Genomic DNA, 17,463 nt, shown 5'->3' with positions numbered 1-17,463 from the left:
AGTTACTCCTCTTCTTTAGGAAAAAGCAAGCTTGACTGTAATAGATAGTCTTCCTGATACTTTATTGCTAATTCTTTTAAAAAAAACAATACCTCATCCTGCTCTAGAGAAAAGTTTTCAATCAATTCTTGGTATTTTATGCGCTCCATATCCGTTACTTTATTTTTGAAATATCCCCAAACATGCTGATATGCATTTAAGCGATCACCCATTTTGCCAGGTTGCTCTAATGCATGCTGTAGATACCCTCGAAATGCTTGTTCTTTTTTTTCGTTCCACTCGTGATCAGCAAATAATGCTCGGATCGCTTTATAATCTGGTTGTGATTTTGATAAAATCAAATACTTAAGTGATGCCCATTCTTGCTGTCTTTGCGCGATTATTTTCAAGAAACTCTTCCTTTCTCTTTCTATATGAAAAAAAAATGAATATAAACTCTGTTTTTCTTACAGTATGCTCATTAAACTTTATGATAGTTAAAAGAGTAAAAGTTTACAATACACTTTGTATATATTTTTTTAAGAACTCTATGTTAAACAACTATTCTGACTATTAAAAAGAATTGAGGTTATTATTTATGGATGAGCAGCAATTAGATAAGTCGTTTTTGGGACAGCCAAAAGGATTATCTACTCTTTTCTTCACTGAGATGTGGGAAAGATTTAGTTATTATGGTATGCGCGCAATTCTACTGTATTATATCTATGACACAGTAGCAAACGGCGGACTAGGTTTACCTAAAGAAACTGCGTTAGCAATTATGTCGATTTACGGCTCGTTAGTTTTTATGTCCAGTATTGTCGGCGGTTGGATATCTGACCGAGTGTTAGGTGCTAGAAAAACGGTATTCGCCGGTGGACTCTTCATTATGGTCGGCCATATTGTTCTAGCAACACCTTTTGGGATCGCAGCTCTCTTTGTTTCTATTTTTCTGATCGTGATCGGAACTGGGATGTTAAAACCGAATGTTTCTGGTATGGTCGGACATCTTTATTCAAAAACAGATACACGTCGTGATGCTGGTTTTTCTATTTTTTATATGGGTATCAATATTGGTGCATTGATCGCGCCGTTCATCGTTGGTACATTAGGCCAGACGTATAACTACCATGTCGGGTTTTCCGTTGCAGCCTTTGGTATGTTTTTTGGCTTGCTGCAATACTATTTACAAGGAAAAAAATCATTAGCTGGAATCGGCTTACAACCAACGAATCCAATTGGTCCTGAGGAACGAAGAAAGTTTATACGATCACTATTCCTTGCTCTTGTTTTTGTCATTGCCCTTTTTGGTGGGGCCTTTATGGTGGGTTATTTAACAATTGGCTTCTTTATCAATAGTGTTAGTGTTTTAGGCATTTTCTTACCTGTCTACTATTTTATCAAGATGCTGACCTCAAAAGACGTGACGCCAGAAGAAAAACCAAGAGTTCTTGGCTATATTCCATTATTTCTGGCTGGAATCGTTTTTTGGTCGTTAGAAGAACAAGGTTCTTCAATTTTAGCACTATTTGCCGATGAACGGACAAATGATACATTATTTGGTTTTTCTATTGCACCTAGTTGGTTCCAATCTTTAAATCCAATTTTCGTCGTTGTTTTAACACCTGTTTTCGTGACTTTATGGACGAGATTAGGAAAAAAACAACCTTCAACTGTCGTAAAATTTTCTTTAGGATTGGTTTTTGCTGGTCTATCGTTTGTTCTTTTGATGTTACCTGGTCTACTTTATGGTACTGATACAAAAGTGAGTCCGTTGTGGTTATTCTTTAGTTTCTTTATTATGATCGTAGGTGAAATGTGTATTTCTCCAGTTGGTCTGTCGATTACAACGAAACTTGCTCCTAAAGCATTTGAATCTCAGACTGTCGCAATTTGGTTATTAGCAGATGCTGCTTCACAAGCCATCAACGCTCAAATCGCGCGTTTTTATACGCCTCAAACTGAATCAGCATATTTTGGTATTGTCGGAATTGTCGCAGTAATTGCGGGTATTTTATTGATTCTTTCTAAGAAACCAATCAAAAGACTAATGGGTTCGATCCACTAAAATTAAAAAAGTTTCCACCAAAGAAGCATGAAACGTACTTTGGTGGAAATTTTTTTATTCTAATAGTCAAGTTGTTTTTCTTGTTTCATGATCGTGGCTTTTAACAATAATGGTGCAATAATCGTCGTCGCAATAATCACAATGATCACAGAAGAATAATACTCTTCAGAAAGAAAACTTGAGGTCAATCCTACTTGGGCAATGATCAATGCCATTTCACCTCTGGAAACCATTCCGGATCCAATAATCATAGTAGAAACCCCTTTGAATCCAGTTACACGGGCACCTAAAGCGCCACCTAATAATTTCGATAACACTGCAACAACTGTTAAAACGACAATAAAAAGAAAATGCTTTGACATACCAACAAAGGTCATATTCAGCCCAATAGAAACAAAAAACATCGGAATAAATACTGTATAGCCAATCGTCTCTAACTTCTCGTCTACGCGTTTACGATAATCCGTTTGAGCAATTGCCACACCTGCAAAAAATGCGCCGATGATCGCCCCCATATCCAGCATCTCTGCAAAATAAGCAAAACCTAAACAAATAACTAAGGAAATCGCAGAAACAGCTTCGATTGCAATCAATTTTTTACTCATATTTAAAAGCCAAGGAACTAGCCACTTGCTGGCTGCAAAAATTGCGACAAAGAAGAAGACTTTCAAGAGTAAAACTTCCCACATTGGTAGACCTTCACCTGGTGTAGAACGATTCATCAAACTTAACATAATTCCTAAGATCAACACGACAACGATATCATCAACAACGGCCGCACCAAGGATGGTTGCACCTTCTTCACTGTCTATTTTTTTCAAATCTTTCAGCACTTGAACCGAAATACTAACAGATGTAGCACTAAAAAGAACGCCTAAAAAAAGCGAATTCTGCATGGAAAATTGAAATATTTCTCCTACACCAAACCCCATTGCTGCCGGAAAAACAATTCCTAAAAGCGCGACTGATAAGGCTGGCCGCCAATATTTTTTCAATAAGTCCAAATCACTTTCCAACCCTGCAATAAACATTAAAATAATAACACCTATTTCTGAAAAGTAATGCATAAAATCATCTGGTTTAATCCAACCTAGTAATGCTGGCCCAATCAAAATACCAACTAATAATTCCCCAATAACAGAAGGAATTCCCACTCGATTACAAAAATGCCCAGCAAGTTTTGTAAATAATAAGACTAGACACAATGTTAATAAAAAATCCATATTTCTCTCCCTTTCTACTTATACAATAGATAACTTATTGTACCATGCGAATTGAGTTTAGTAATTTCACAGGGTCTAGTACACGAGCAACAGAATAAAAAAACTGACAGATCAATTTCTCACCTGTCAGCTATTTCTTGATTATTTAGATGCACGTTTTAAATACGTACCTTCTTGTGTATTGATTTCTAATAATTCATCCGCTTCGATGAAATCAGGAACATTAACTACTAACCCTGTTTCCATGATTGCTGGTTTGCCAGAACCTGAAACAGTCGCTCCTTTGATAGATGGTTGTGTTTCTTTTACTTTTAAAACAACTGTTGTTGGCAATGTTACACCGATCACTTCTGATCCGTAGAATTGGATTTTTACTTCCATATTTTCTAGTAGATATTTTAATTCATATTCGATCACAGAAGTTGGGATTTCATATTGTTCATAGGTTTCTAAATCCATGAAATTGGCTGTATCATCTTGGCTGTATAAATATTGAACAGGTTTGCTTTCGATAAAAGCTTTCTTTACTTTATCGTCTGGGCGCATCGTCGTATCTGTTGTGGCACCTGTACGCACATCTTTCAATTTCATACGCATAACGGTATTTCCTTTACCAGGTTTATGGTGGCTTGCATCCATTACACGGATTAATTTGCCGTCTTGTTCAAAAGTCATACCTGCTTTAAGATCACTTACTGCTATCATGTTGTTTTCTCCTCTTTCTTTAAGGTTCGACCGAAAAACTTGATCGAAACGTTAGTGTAGTCCCTCTGTGTTAGAGATTCTTCTTAAAAAAATTCTTCTCAACCATTGTAGCAGATTACTAAGCGATATTCTAGAGAATACGTTATTTGGATTCATTTTTTTGCAGTAAAACCTTGAACTATCTCATTTTCGTAAAAAAATGATTGGCCAATAACTCATTGAGTCCTATTTCGATCACATGAAATTTGGCTAAACAGAGTCACCAAGACAAACTACATATCGCTTCTTATGTCACTCGAATTGATTTCATTGAACGTTTGCCATAATGAATCACACTCAAGACATCCTCCTGTATGAATCATTGCTAATGGTGATTGATCGGTACCGTCTAGATAATTTCGTAAATGCATATCTGAAAAACCATGTTTTGCAGCATCTTCTTTAGTATTGGAATAATAGACCGTTTTGATTCCTGACCATAAAATCACACCAACACACATCGGACAAGGCTCACATGTTGCATAAATTTCGCAATCGGACAAATCCATTGTGTTTAACTTTTTACAAGCTTCACGCACTGCAACCATTTCTGCATGTGCTGACGGATCAGTATCTCGCATCATCGTATTACCGACTGAAACGATTACTTCTCTATTTCTAACGACTGTTGCGCCAAATGGTCCCCCAAATTTATTTTCCATTGCGGCAACTGTCGCTTCCGCCGCTAATTTCATATAGTTCATGGCTTTTCTCCTTTGTCTTTATCTCCGATATATTTCCTTAGTTTTTTACTAATTGAAGTGATTGGGCACGGTGTTCTGAAAATAATGGATTTTCTGGGTTGAGTTGAATCGCTCGTTCCATAGCTTCAACAGCTTCTTGATGTCGATTTAAACTGCGTAAACTGTTTGCTTTGTGAAAGTAGAAATCAACTCGTTCAGGATAGTCATCCAACAAGTCATCCATCATTTTGACTGCTTCTTCATGACGGCCTAACTCTCTTAAAAAATTAGATTTATGGTAACGATAAAAGAAGCTTTTATCTGTTTTGATGGCTTGATCATAGGTTTGCAGTGCTTTATCAGTCTCACCTGCCATTCGATAGCTGTTTCCCACATAAAAAGCAAATTGCGTATCATGTCGCCAAGCTTTTTCATAACAAGCAATCGCTGTTGGATAGTCTTTTAAGCGTTGATAGGTATAGCCTAGATAATACAAAACTTCTAAGTCGGTTTGGTCTTGTACTTCCAGTATATTTAACGCTTGTAACAATTCATTGTTTCTTAAGTACGTTCGCACCTCGTGAAAAACCGACGTTTCAATTTCTTTTTTCTTCAAAATAGCGAGCAATTCTTCATTAGCCGTTTCTCTCGCATAATCAAGAGCATTCTTACCAGTATCATCTAGTTGAGTGACATCTGCCTGATGTTGAACCAATTCACGAATCACATCTTTATATAAGAAACCACCGTCACCTAGAATAACTGCCTCTAATAACGCTGACCAACTTAAACGATTAACATGATTAACTGGTACGCCTGCATCTAAACATAATTGAACCGTTCTTAGATAGCCTTTTTCACTAGATGGAAGCAACGCTGTACCGCCAAAACGATTGTCTGAAGCTAAATCTGCTCGCTCTGATTGGAGGATATCACTTACGATCTCGTCAAATCCGTTAGCAGCTGCGCAAATGAACGGTGTGAGTTGTGTCTCATCACGTTGGTTTACATCTGCACCAAAAGCTAACAATTTTTTGACAAGTACAAAATCATTCTGTTGTACCGCGATCATTAATGGTGATCGTCCTTTTTCATCAGTCAAAGCAATGTCATACCCTTCGTTTAATAATCTGGAAACTTGTTCTGTCTGACCTAGTTTTACCGCGCTAAGCAATGGTCGATCTGTTTTTACTGTATCTGTGTCCATGGTTGTTCCTCATTTCTATTTTCTATCGTTGTTCGCTAAAGCCAATGATATTTTTTTCAAAAGCTTCCAATGGCGGAGGTGTGAATCCTGATTGAATACCCATAAAATTTAATGTTTGGATCGTGCTATTCGGATTTCCTTCGATTCTGCTGATATCCATTCAAATTCTGTCTCATTCCAGCAGCCGTAGCGAACCAGCAAGCAACTCTATACGCTTGTTCCCTCGAAAATTCAATTTGAGAATAGTATCACGCTCAATGTATTGGACGCATTATCCAATTCTTCTGCAGCTAACATATACAAGCTTCCAGTATCTCAAAGTACATTTATGGTTCGTTTAAAAATACTGTGAACGTCTTTTTTCTGTTGTTTGTTGTGAATCTTATTTAAGAAAGATTGAGCCCCTGAAAGGGATCGATGCGTACCTATCGTGCTCACTTCCTTAGTCTATTTTCTTCTTTACACTATTCAATTTACATTAAAAAAACTTTTTCATCTACAGATAGAGTAGCTGAATATTTTCTTTTTCAGTTGTACACTTTAACCAATTGCCCTATAGTTAAGGTAACGAAAATTATGAATTAGAAAGACGGTGTAGCATGTTAACGGTCAAAAACTTTTTACAACTTGCACCTTTCAAAACGTTTAAGTTAGTCGCAGGAGAAAAAGGACTTGAAAATACAATCACAGGTGTGAATATTTTAGATAATCCGGATGCCTCTGACTGGTTGTCAGCAGGAGAACTACTCATTACTTCCGGGTATTTTTTTAGTGAAAATTCTAAAGTTCAAAGGCGCTTTATTCAACGTTTTAAAGAAATTAATTGTTCAGCAATATGTATCAAACCACATATCTATTTAAAAGGTATCCCAGATTCTATGCGTCTATTAGCCGATGAATTAAATTTGCCGCTTATAGAAATTCCGTATGGGATGGCATTTTCAAAAATCATGAATAGTGTCATGGCCGAGCTTTCTGGTCGAATGGATAAGCTGAATCAAGTTTCTTTAGCTATTCATTCACAATTTTTTGACATTTCTTTACATGGTGGTGGAATGAAAAAAATTGCTTCTAGTTTGGCTGAAATGGTCAATAATCCTGTTGTTTTACTTGATACACAATGGTCAGTGAATGCTGTCAGCGACAAAGAGCAGCCCTTGATTCAAGCAACTATCAAAAAAGAGGGAGACCTTTTTACTTTTCCAATCGAAACTATTACAGACTTACCGAAAAATTTTGAACGAATTCAAAAACCGATTACTCGAGCGCTTTTTTTCGAGGAGCAAGAATACCCTTGCGTGATCATGCCGGTTTTTTTCGATACGATTCATTATGGTTTTATTTTAGTTTATCAAGTAGAGCGCCCATTGATAGATCTTGATTATGTGGCTTTAGAAAATGGCTCGATGGCATTTGCCTTGGAAGAAATGAGACAGTTTGAAATTGAGCGAACAGAAAATCGAATTCGTCGTGACTTTTTTGACCAATTATTATCGGGTCAAATCAAAGATTTAGATACTTTGGCTGCCTATGATACAGCGATCGATCCAACGTTACACTATACTGTTTTGATTCTATCGGTTCAGACGTTCGGTCATGAAACTGATTCATTGATGCAAAAAAAACAAGTAGAAGATCGCCAAATGAAAAGTTTGTTATCATCATTGACAACTTATACAGCCTTACGATTCCCACATCTTCATTTGTTTAGCCGAAAGAATCAGTTGGTTATGCTCCTTGGAACTGATCCAACATTGAGTAAATCAAAAACACACAATGAACTATTTGATACTGCCGAGCGAATCCGAATATATTTAGAGCAGCAAGGACAATCAGAACGAGAAATTTTCTGTACTATTGGTTCGACTTTACCAATACTTGCATTATCTCAAAGTTTTGAAGAAGCAAAAAAAGTCATCCAACTGCTTGAGGATGACGAAAAAAAAGAAAAAATTTATTTTTTTAATGATTTTTACTTTGATTCTTTTTTGATCGATTCAATTTCAAGAGAGCAAGGAAAAAAATTCTACACTCATTATTTGAACACGTTATTAACCTATGATCATGAAAATAAAACAAGTTTTACATCAACATTAAAAGCTTATTTAGCTCATCATTTAAATATTGCGACAACTTCCAGAGCCCTATTTATTCATCGAAATACCTTACTTTATCGAATTGAAAAAATCAAAGGGCTTATACCAGTTGATTTAGAACAGGAAAAAAATACATTTGCATTACAATTAGCGTTGAAATTATACGATTTGCATCATTAAAACAAAACAGGAGTGGAACAAAAGCAACATTCACTTTTGTTTCACCCCCTAAATGCTGATAAATACTTCTGTATCAGCATTTTTTTTGTTTATTTGATTATCTACCTACAATAAAAGTTAATTCACATTCGCAAACTTTTTTATCTTCAACAAAAGCAGTTGCTTTTCCGATTCCAACATAATCTCTGATTTTGACGATTTCAAAATGTAATTTTAGCACATCACCAGGAACCACTTTTTGACGGAATTTTGCTTTGTTGATTCCACCGATATAGGCTGTTTCACCTTTGAATTGATCCATTTTCAAAATCAAAATCGAGCCAACTTGCGCCAATGCTTCAATGATCAATACACCTGGCATCGTTGGATTTCCAGGGAAGTGACCTTGGAAAAACTCTTCATTGATCGTTACATTTTTTGTTGCAATGATTTTTTTATCCGTGATGATTTCATCCACGTAGTCGATAAAACAAATCGGGTAACGGTTTGGAATCATTTCCATAATTTCTGTTGCATTCATTAGTCTTGTCATTGTTAATTTTCCTCCCATTTTTTCATACAAATAACGCCATTATGACCGCCAAAGCCAAACGAATTGCTGATTGCATATTCTGCTTTTACGGGGCGTGAACCATCTGTTACGTAATCTAAATCACATTCTGGATCTGCTACTTCATAGCCTACTGTTGGATGTACAACACCTTCTTGCAAGGTCTTCACACAAGCAATTGCTTCGATTCCTCCAGCTGCTCCTAAAAGGTGCCCTGTCATGCTTTTCGTACTTGAAATTGGAATATCATATGCACGTTCACCAAATACTCGTTTCAAGGCAGCCGTTTCAGCTGCATCATTTGCTGGTGTTGAGGTGCCGTGAGCATTGACATAACCGATATCCGTCGCCTTGATTTTAGCTTCTGTTAAAGCTAATTCGATGGCATCTGCTGCACCGCTACCATCTTTTAATGGCGCTGTCATATGACTAGCATCACAATTACTACCATAACCTACGATCTCACCTAGAATCGTTGCACCACGTTTTTGTGCATGTTCAAGCTCTTCTAGCATCAGCATGCCCGCACCTTCGCCCATCACAAAACCATGTCTTTCTTTATCGAAAGGAATCGATGCTCTTGTTGGATCTTCTGTTGTATTCAATGCACTCAACGCAGCAAATCCAGCAATTCCGATTTCACAAATCGTCGCTTCTGTTCCACCTGTAATCATCATATCAGCCAAGTCATATTTGATCGTACGGAATGCTTCACCGATTGCATTCGTTGCTGACGCGCACGCTGTAACGATCGTTTGAGAAGGTCCTTTTGCCCCTAATTTGATGGAGATATTTCCTGATGCCATATTAGCGATCACCATTGGTACAAAGAATGGTGTTACGCGTTTGGCACCTTTTTTATCCATGACTCTGACTTGATCTTGTAAGGTTGTCATACCGCCAATACCGCTCCCAACGATTACACCAAAGCGCTTTGGATCAATCGTTTCTGGCACTAAACCACTCATCTTCCAGGCTTCCATTGCCGCAACGACACCATATTGAGAAAAGAGATCCATCCGTTTTTGCTCTTTGCGATCAAGAACTTCACTTGGGTCAAAGTCTTTTACTTCCCCTGCAAGTGCAACTCCTGTATCTTCAGAATCAAACTTAGTGATTTTTGCAATTCCTAATTTTCCATTGACTAGATTTTGCCAATACTCTTTTACCGTATTTCCTAAAGGAGTCACCGCTCCCATTCCTGTTATTACAACTCGTCTCATCTTGCACCTCCGCTATTATTTTGACTATCAAATCAAAAAAAACATGCTTAACCAACACTTTTTTGTTTAAATTTAAGTAAAATAGTTTGACTTTCAAAGTATTTTGGTTAATAATTCAGACATCCGATAAAATGTCTGTAAATGTGTCGTTTATCCATTCAAGAATTTTTTATTATTCTCAAACAGATAATACCAGTTGCAATTTTATCCGTCAACTCAAATAAAATCAACTCGTTAGATTTTATTAAGATGCGAGACCTTTTTCACACACTAAAAATAATTATAAAAGGGGAAAAAAATCATATGTTTCTAAAAAATAAAAAAGTCGTCGTGATGGGCGTAGCCAACAAAAGAAGTATTGCTTGGGGATGTGCCAAAGCTTTAAAAGAACAAGGTGCTGATATTATTTACACCTATCAAAATGAACGAATGAAAAAACAATTATTAAAATTAGCTGAACCAACAGATTTATTGGTGGAATGTGATGTTGCTTCTGACGAATCAATCGCTCAAGCTTTCCAAACGATCCAAGAAAAATTCGATAAAATCGATGGATTAGTGCATGCTATTGCCTTTGCTAAAAAAGAAGAACTAGACGGAAATGTCAGTGATATCAGCCGCTCTGGGTTCTTATTAGCTCAAGACATTAGCAGTTACTCACTTTTAGCCGTTGCACAACATGCTAAACCATTGTTGAATCCAGGTTCAGGAATTGTTACGATGACCTATTTAGGTTCTGAAAGAGCAATTCCAAACTACAACATGATGGGAATCGCCAAAGCCTCTTTAGAGACAGCCGTAAAATATCTAGCATATGAATTTGCAGTAGATAAAATTCGTGTAAATGGAATTTCAGCTGGTGCGATCAAAACATTAGCTGTAACAGGTGTAAAAGATTACGATCAGTTGATCAAAATTTCAGAAGACCGCACTCCTGATAAAGCGGGTGTTACGATCGAAGAAGTCGGCAATACTTGTGCATTTTTAGTTAGTGAATTAGCTGCTGGGATTGTGGGCGATATTATCTATGTGGATAAAGGCGTTCATTTAACGTAATTAAACAATGAACCGGCTGGAACAGAAGCAATCAAAAAAAATAAAGAAGGATTGCTTCTGCTTCCACCGTTTATTAAAGGTGAATCCATATTACACTTCCTGATACATTACATAGTTTTATAGATCAAGAGATATTTTTAGAAAAAAAGAGTGTGAACAATCAATCTCGCTCTACTTTTACTATCTTATTTTCCCATAAAAAATAAAGGAATATCTTCGGCTTGATTACGAATAGTCTCAACTGACTCTTCCTCATTTTCTAGATCTAACACTTTTTAAACACTTCGTCTACGTTGATTAGTATTGTACTGAACTTTTTATGATACCAAATTGTAGGTTTATCTCTATGATCTCATATAGAGGAAATGTAGCTATTGGTCGTTCTACAGTCCTATTTACAGCGTGTTTAAACTTTCCAATTTGATCGATCGAAACAATTTCATCATTTTCCTTCATTTCTATGGTTCGCTCTTTAATTCAGGTAATCTATTCAAAAAAACCTTGCTAAAGACGATCGATTCATTCAATCACCTTTAACAAGGATAATATGCTCTTTATTTTTTTAGCTCTAGTGGTAATTTCGCATCATAGAGATGATCTACTGTTCCAAGATCCTTATCTTTTTCACCATAAGTTCCATCGAAAGTTAAATGGATTTCTTTGATTTCATTTATTTTATCAATCTCTTTAAACTTGAAGAAAACATGTCCGTCCTTTTGCTCATCTTTGGCAAAAAAATCATCCCAATAATCGTCGAAATGTTCTCCTTTTATTTCTTCACCATTTTCTAAAACTAAGGTTGCTTGTCCTGGATGAATATGAAGGTCTTTATTATCTTTATCATTTTTAAGTTTAAACTCTAATGCTAATAAGCCTTTGTATTCGTGCTCTTGATCATCTTTATATTTTTCAACTTGAACAACTTTCGCTTCATCTATTGATAATGTAACACCTGGCCAACTAGTATCTGACCAATCTGTATCATATTTAGCTTTATCGATAACTAATGCATTTTTATTGCCAATCTCGATGTCCTTAAAATCACCGTCTTCACTCAATGAATAGGTATCCTCTTGGATCGAACCATCTGCTGTTTCTGATGAATTGACTAATTGTTCATCTATAATTTCTCCTTTTTGTTCAGAACATGCGCCAAGACTCAATAAAACGGCCGCTGAAGCTACTACTAATCCTGCTACTTTACTCTTTTTCATAAACTACACCTCTTCTAATTTTTTGTAAGTTTACTCTAAACAATTTTCCTGTTTGACTTGTTTGGATTAAACTATTTTTGAAAGAAGAAAATAAAAATCTTTTGTTTACTTTCTTCTCTTTGACAAGTTATATTTTACGCGTTTTTTCTTTGATTTTTTCTCAGATTTTGTCTGTTCATCCGACGTAAATAGAAATAGATTATTTTTGAGATAATGAGCTTCTTTTAAAAAAGCATTTGGGCTGTTTTTTATTTTCAATCACGTGTGACTAGATTATAATGTGAACAAAGAATAGACACTAGAAGGAGATAATTATGACCAACTTACCTAATATCGGCAAGCCTGCTACTAATGCACTTCATTCCATTGGCATTACAAGTCTTGAACAAGTCAGCTTGTTCGATAAAGTTACTCTATTAAACTTACATGGTATGGGACCTAAAGCAATAGCTATTTTAGAACAACATTTAGCTGAGCAAAATTTATTCTTTCAGCCTTCATCGAATGAGGCTTCCGTCCCAAAATGCGACTTCACAGTCCTTTGTTCTCTTGACTGTGATAATGCGCCAAAGCGAAGACTAATTCGAGACTATCTAATCGCAGCCATTTCTGGCAATCAGCCTTTACTGGACTCGATGTTGGCTGACTCCTTTCGTTTCTTCATTCCAAACAAAAAAAAAATAATTGGTAAACATTCATTTATCACTCTGATTCTCGAAAAAAAAATAGCCATCGACCGTCTTGAAATCCATTCTATTTTAACCCATGGAAAAGAAGGGGCAACGCATGGGACAATTACAACTAAAACTGGGAATACCTGCTATTTTTCAGCTTTTATACGATTTAAAAGCAATCAAAAGGATGCTCTCATTTCTGAAATCACTTCGTTTATTATTCAGTAAGAATCTATGCGTACAAAAAAAGGCTGAGAGAAAATTTCTCCAAGCTCTTTCATCCATTGAACATTCGATACTCTATCCAATTTTTATTGATCATTATGATCTCATGACCAAAATCATGCCCGTTGTTTGCGCTAGGTGGCACTAACCAGATCAACACTCGTGCTGAGGAGATTGTTTTAGACAGTTAATCAGAGAGGATCAAATCCGTATCTGATCGTATAATTGAAAAAAGGCCTGAACAAAAGCTATTTTCACTTCTGTTCTAGGCCAATTTTTTGTATTATCTAGTTATTCTGCTCTTCTTTTTAATCGAATCACACCGATCATTGTAATCGATAGGACTAAAAGTCCCATCAAAGGAATATAATGATTGGCTTTTTCACCGGTCTTAGGGTAATTTTTGGGTTTTGTTGGTTTTGTCGTGTGCGTTTGATTCTTAGCTGTTTCATTTGGTTTAGATACATTTTTTTCAAGTACTGTAATGTTTGCTACAGCGGTCAGTTGTTTTTCAGCTTGTACCGCTTTTTTTATTTTGCTTGATTGCGTTTTATCTGTTGTCTGAATCGTATATGTTACTTCATTTTTGCCTTTTTCTTTGGTTTTTACCGTACCGTTTATTTTTACTTCTTCAAAAGAGATTGTTTTGCCGTCGCGATCTGTTGCTGAGACAAAATTATCTGCGCTCTTCCAATCATCCCCCACATAAATAGTGGAATCTTTAACGACTAAGGTTGATTGATCCGCTTTTACAGTGATTTTAGCTGTTTTTTCTAGTTTTCCCGAGTCATAAATAACATCGTAAACACCAGGTTTTGTTGTATCAACAGTTCCTTGTACACGGATAGTTTGTATTAGCAGATTTTTACCTTTGTCGTCTGTTGCTGAGACAAAGTTGTCTTCTTTTTGCCACGTGTCTCCCACGTACAATGTAGAATCTTTGACTACCAATGTTTCTTGATCGTCAACGACCGAAATTGTGGCTTTCGCTTCTTTCTCTTGATTATGATAGATAATTTCGTATTCTCCAACTGTTGTTGTGTCCACCTTTCCTTCAAAAGTTATTTTATCAAATGGAACTTGGTTGCCTTCGGTATCAGTCGCTCCAGTAAAGTTATCTTCTGGATTCCAAGGCGTGCCAACATAAATAGTTGAATCTTTTGCGCTAATATCTGTTTTATCAACTTTCGTTTCTACAAGAGGAATCTCAATTTGATTGGCCTCTTTGGTTAGGTTGATGATTTTCCCTTCGGTATATTCCTCGGCAATCGTGTAATTTTCTGGGATTTCCACCGCTTTTAGCGTGTATTCTCCAGACATGATGGCTTCATAATTATAATTTCCCTTCTCATCTGTTGTAAACGTCGTCTGATTATTGGTCACATTATCGATTAGTTGAAATGAGACATTTGGGATATTTACCGCTTGATCATTTTCATTATACGTATGAAATTGCGCTTTTGATAAATAAACAATACCTTCAGCATCGCCCTCAGAAAATCTTAAAACAAGTTGTTCTGTTGCAGCCGTTCTGCGGGTTTCTGTCATTTGTTCTAAATTATCCCCACTGATCACTGTTTCTGTAGAAATTTGTCCGGCATTCTTAGAAATTGTATTGTAGGTAATCGTGATATTTTGAGTCAACGTATAATCGTCAAAAATAATCTGAGCACCTATTGCTGTTTGTTTGATTGTATAGGCATCTTGTGGAACATCGGTCACCACGATTGAATTTAAATCGATTCCTGCATTCGTTGTTCCTTTGGCTGAAATATCAAATTTTGGGTTTTTGACTTTGCGTGTCCCATTGTTGATATTTTTTGTCTTCACTTCATTTTTTGTTACGTTTTTTAAGGATTCATGACTTGTTTGACTTGCAGACAGTATCTCAGTACTTTCATTTTTCACAGAGACTGATGTTGCTATCGATTGATTGCCAGATAATGGTTCTGCAGTACTTCCGGTCACATTGATCGTCTTAGTGTCAATCCAACCATTAGCGTATTTGTATTCAATAATATAGCGTTTTGACGTTTTACCAAAATCGAATGTATAACTATTTTCTGTTTCGTTAAAAGTAACAGTAGGATAGGCTGGATTGGTTGAATCTAATGGCTTATCAAAGTAGTAACCACGATCCCAATATTGTGGATAAATTGACTCTACTTGGTCATTGGACACATCATAAATATCGAACACTACATCTGCACCAGCTGGAATTTTAGTTGTAACACTCAAGGAATCAAAAGAATCATTTCTTGCATTAACTAAAAATTGATTTTTACTCCCTTGTAACGTTCGTTCTGAATACATCTTTCTACCTGTTCTAACAGTTGTTTCCACTGCTTCATAATCATCTGCACTCAACGTTACTGGTAATGTATCAATCGGGATGCTCTTACTTTTTTCTAAACTATCTGGTATATAATTAAACCCTAAATCTAGATTGAATGAACGAGTGACCGGTGTTGTAAATTCAATAAGAGATCCTCCTTCAACTGCCTTTATCGTGTAATCTTTGTCTAGTTTGTAATAGTCATATTCTCCTTTTGGTGTTCTTAATTGTAAGTAGTTTGGGTGTTCAATTTTAATTGTCGCGTTCTTTACTGGATTTTTGTCGTTTCCTTCTATCGCTATCGTCGTATCGCCGGAATAGGCACCGTTTCTATCATAGTTCCCCCAAGCTGTCTCCACATTATTCGGGTTAATGATAGATATTGGCTGAAGGAATTGATCCGATATTAGCATTATTTCTTTTTTGTTATCAATAATTGGCGTACTAACGACAATATTAATATCTTTTTGGTCAAAAGCAATAGCCAGCTTCTCGACTCTAATTCTTAACACACTATCTTTAGTTGCTGTTAAGATCAACTTGTTGTCTTCTATTTTCACATCAAAAAAATCAGTGATTGGAACTGAGTTGTAGTCAATATCCGAAGCTAAAAGTTGATAGTCCTCGATTTTTTGTCCATTTTTACTTTCTAAAACGATTTGTTCTCCTACTTTTGTTTGTGTAGGGAGGTTATAAATATAGACATAATAGTTCCCTTTTTCTTGAAAACTTGCATTTTGGATCGTTCCTAAAGAAACTTCTTTTAATGATTTTTGATCTTTGCTTGTTTTTGCAGTGAATTCAAGCCCACTATATGGTGCTGTAGTACGATTTAAAGTAACTGATCCTAACTTAGTCGTAGGATATTGATTGTAAAAACTGTAAGAATAAGCTGAAACATTCTCTAAGGCTAAAGCACGATCAGCTGATAAAGCGTAAGCTTTTTGTTGATTCATATTCGTAATTGTTACCGCCCCACGATATGCGTTATCTTCATCCAGCGTGTAGTCCTTCTCTTTTTCCAATAATTGCTTTGACTCTTCAACCACATTGCCATTGATATCTACATCATATGAAAAAACATTGATTGGTTCTTGAGACGTATTATAAAATTTTGATCCAGGTGAATCTGACATAATTACTTCTACAGTCTGACTGCCAGATAATGTTCTATCCAAGTTATAATAAATAATCCCTTTTAGCCCATATTTATTCGTTGTTTCTTCATATTTGATAGGCGCGACTTCTTCGTACAAGTCAAAATCATACCGATTCGTTTTTTGACCAGGTGTTTCAATCGTTATTAGTGGGTCTGAATTTGTGAATACATAACTTATTAAATCTAATTTAAATTGCGTTTCGGTGATTCGCTGACTAAAGGTGATTGTCAGTTTTTTATTTTTGGCATCGACTGCCCAATGTGCACCAACATTTGCAACTTCACCGCTGACATCTGAATAGCCTAAATGATCAGGTAACGTCATTGTATAGACTGAACCTGGTGCATAATTTTTGTCTGTTACCACAAAGTTCAATTTTGCAGTAACTGGTGTTGTATTCAATAGCCGAGTTGGCGTACTCTGACTAAACTCACCACCATCCATATTGGTAAGCGTCATACTTTCTAAAAGTTCATCTTCAATGTTTACATTTGTATCTATGTTTCTTGCTGCAGGAATTGGCGTATTTTCCGTAGTAGATTGTTCTGTACTTTCAACAGTCGTATTCTCTGTTGCTCCTGTTAATGGACTATTTTCTGTTGTATTGGTCGCTTCACTTGTCAGTGTATTTTGACTTTCTATTGTATCATTTCTTAGACCAGGTTCAGGATTTACGTCTGCTGATTCACTGTCTTCTTTTATATTATCGGTGGTTAATGCAAATGCACTTAGAGGTGAACCAAAACTTTGTGTTAGTAATACCGCCAGCATAAGTATATGTAATTTCTTTTTTTTCATGAACAAACTCCTTTTATTTTTTATATATAGATATATAATATACTATTT

General features: G+C 36.0%; 14 protein-coding genes. 4 read left to right on the top strand and 10 right to left on the bottom strand.

Annotated features, from left to right (window positions below; genetic code table 11):
* Positions 1-2 precede the first annotated feature (2 nt).
* Positions 3-389, bottom strand: coding sequence for a YbgA family protein (locus tag IGI43_RS13090; protein ID WP_438758237.1), 387 nt, complete (start codon positions 387-389; stop codon positions 3-5).
* Between the two features lie 188 nt (positions 390-577).
* Between IGI43_RS13090 and IGI43_RS13085 the strand changes: the two genes are divergently transcribed.
* The gene (locus IGI43_RS13085) at positions 578-2,047 is read left to right on the top strand and encodes a peptide MFS transporter (RefSeq protein ID WP_438758236.1); all 1,470 of its coding nucleotides are present in this window, start codon (positions 578-580) and stop codon (positions 2,045-2,047) included.
* 59 nt (positions 2,048-2,106) lie between these two features.
* On the opposite strand, the gene IGI43_RS13080 is transcribed toward IGI43_RS13085, so the two are convergent.
* From IGI43_RS13080 to IGI43_RS13060, 5 genes are all read right to left on the bottom strand, one after another.
* Positions 2,107-3,270, bottom strand: coding sequence for a cation:proton antiporter (locus tag IGI43_RS13080; RefSeq protein WP_438758234.1), 1,164 nt, complete (start codon positions 3,268-3,270; stop codon positions 2,107-2,109).
* A 141-nt stretch (positions 3,271-3,411) separates the two neighbouring features.
* Positions 3,412-3,975, bottom strand: coding sequence for an elongation factor P (gene efp, locus IGI43_RS13075; protein WP_069647519.1), 564 nt, complete (start codon positions 3,973-3,975; stop codon positions 3,412-3,414).
* 272 nt (positions 3,976-4,247) lie between these two features.
* Complete coding sequence (locus tag IGI43_RS13070; protein WP_438758233.1) at positions 4,248-4,718, bottom strand: nucleoside deaminase; 471 nt, start codon at positions 4,716-4,718, stop codon at positions 4,248-4,250.
* A gap of 37 nt (positions 4,719-4,755) precedes the next feature.
* Positions 4,756-5,904, bottom strand: coding sequence for an ankyrin repeat domain-containing protein (locus tag IGI43_RS13065; RefSeq protein WP_438758232.1), 1,149 nt, complete (start codon positions 5,902-5,904; stop codon positions 4,756-4,758).
* Positions 5,905-5,926: 22 nt separating this feature from the next.
* Complete coding sequence (locus IGI43_RS13060) at positions 5,927-6,064, bottom strand: hypothetical protein (protein ID WP_438758231.1); 138 nt, start codon at positions 6,062-6,064, stop codon at positions 5,927-5,929.
* A 439-nt stretch (positions 6,065-6,503) separates the two neighbouring features.
* Between IGI43_RS13060 and IGI43_RS13055 the strand changes: the two genes are divergently transcribed.
* On the top strand, positions 6,504-8,180 hold the full coding sequence (locus tag IGI43_RS13055; RefSeq protein WP_438758230.1) for a PucR family transcriptional regulator: 1,677 nt from the start codon (positions 6,504-6,506) through the stop codon (positions 8,178-8,180).
* 97 nt (positions 8,181-8,277) lie between these two features.
* Here IGI43_RS13055 and fabZ read toward each other — a convergent pair whose 3' ends face one another.
* Together fabZ and fabF are read right to left on the bottom strand one after the other, a co-directional pair.
* Entirely contained in the window at positions 8,278-8,712 is a 435-nt protein-coding gene (fabZ, locus tag IGI43_RS13050) for a 3-hydroxyacyl-ACP dehydratase FabZ (protein ID WP_010762460.1), read from the bottom strand.
* Positions 8,713-8,714: 2 nt separating this feature from the next.
* Complete coding sequence (gene fabF, locus IGI43_RS13045; protein WP_438758228.1) at positions 8,715-9,953, bottom strand: beta-ketoacyl-ACP synthase II; 1,239 nt, start codon at positions 9,951-9,953, stop codon at positions 8,715-8,717.
* Between the two features lie 303 nt (positions 9,954-10,256).
* Between fabF and fabI the strand changes: the two genes are divergently transcribed.
* Positions 10,257-11,009 carry an enoyl-ACP reductase FabI gene (gene fabI / locus IGI43_RS13040; protein WP_438758227.1) on the top strand — a complete coding sequence of 251 codons (753 nt, stop codon included), beginning with the start codon at positions 10,257-10,259 and terminating at the stop codon, positions 11,007-11,009.
* Positions 11,010-11,563: 554 nt separating this feature from the next.
* Here the strand turns inward: fabI and IGI43_RS13035 are convergent.
* The gene (locus tag IGI43_RS13035) at positions 11,564-12,223 is read right to left on the bottom strand and encodes a hypothetical protein (protein ID WP_438758226.1); all 660 of its coding nucleotides are present in this window, start codon (positions 12,221-12,223) and stop codon (positions 11,564-11,566) included.
* A 314-nt stretch (positions 12,224-12,537) separates the two neighbouring features.
* Here IGI43_RS13035 and IGI43_RS13030 point away from each other — a divergent pair, with 314 nt between their 5' ends.
* Positions 12,538-13,125 (top strand): DNA-binding protein, encoded by a 588-nt coding sequence (locus tag IGI43_RS13030; RefSeq protein WP_438758225.1) that lies wholly within the window; start codon positions 12,538-12,540, stop codon positions 13,123-13,125.
* Between the two features lie 288 nt (positions 13,126-13,413).
* Here IGI43_RS13030 and IGI43_RS13025 read toward each other — a convergent pair whose 3' ends face one another.
* Positions 13,414-17,415, bottom strand: a complete 4,002-nt coding sequence (locus tag IGI43_RS13025; protein WP_438758224.1) for a bacterial Ig-like domain-containing protein — start codon at positions 17,413-17,415, stop codon at positions 13,414-13,416.
* Between the last annotated feature and the right edge of the window lie 48 nt (positions 17,416-17,463).

It is taken from the genome of Enterococcus sp. AZ126, assembly GCF_051714545.1.
In the GTDB taxonomy this organism is placed as follows: domain Bacteria; phylum Bacillota; class Bacilli; order Lactobacillales; family Enterococcaceae; genus Enterococcus_L.
The sequence above is the reverse complement of the archived record's forward strand: the minus strand, read 5'-3'. Positions and strand labels throughout refer to the sequence as shown.

Bases quoted from the DNA above. Each gene is read 5' to 3' on its own strand.
- IGI43_RS13085 (WP_438758236.1), top strand. From the start codon at position 578: ATGGATGAGCAGCAATTAGATAAGTCGTTTTTGGGACAGCCAAAAGGA.
- IGI43_RS13080 (WP_438758234.1), bottom strand. From the start codon at position 3,270: ATGGATTTTTTATTAACATTGTGTCTAGTCTTATTATTTACAAAACTT.
- efp (WP_069647519.1), bottom strand. From the start codon at position 3,975: ATGATAGCAGTAAGTGATCTTAAAGCAGGTATGACTTTTGAACAAGAC.
- IGI43_RS13070 (WP_438758233.1), bottom strand. From the start codon at position 4,718: ATGAACTATATGAAATTAGCGGCGGAAGCGACAGTTGCCGCAATGGAA.
- IGI43_RS13065 (WP_438758232.1), bottom strand. From the start codon at position 5,904: ATGGACACAGATACAGTAAAAACAGATCGACCATTGCTTAGCGCGGTA.
- IGI43_RS13060 (WP_438758231.1), bottom strand. From the start codon at position 6,064: ATGGATATCAGCAGAATCGAAGGAAATCCGAATAGCACGATCCAAACA.
- IGI43_RS13055 (WP_438758230.1), top strand. From the start codon at position 6,504: ATGTTAACGGTCAAAAACTTTTTACAACTTGCACCTTTCAAAACGTTT.
- fabZ (WP_010762460.1), bottom strand. From the start codon at position 8,712: ATGACAAGACTAATGAATGCAACAGAAATTATGGAAATGATTCCAAAC.
- fabF (WP_438758228.1), bottom strand. From the start codon at position 9,953: ATGAGACGAGTTGTAATAACAGGAATGGGAGCGGTGACTCCTTTAGGA.
- fabI (WP_438758227.1), top strand. From the start codon at position 10,257: ATGTTTCTAAAAAATAAAAAAGTCGTCGTGATGGGCGTAGCCAACAAA.
- IGI43_RS13035 (WP_438758226.1), bottom strand. From the start codon at position 12,223: ATGAAAAAGAGTAAAGTAGCAGGATTAGTAGTAGCTTCAGCGGCCGTT.
- IGI43_RS13030 (WP_438758225.1), top strand. From the start codon at position 12,538: ATGACCAACTTACCTAATATCGGCAAGCCTGCTACTAATGCACTTCAT.
- IGI43_RS13025 (WP_438758224.1), bottom strand. From the start codon at position 17,415: ATGAAAAAAAAGAAATTACATATACTTATGCTGGCGGTATTACTAACA.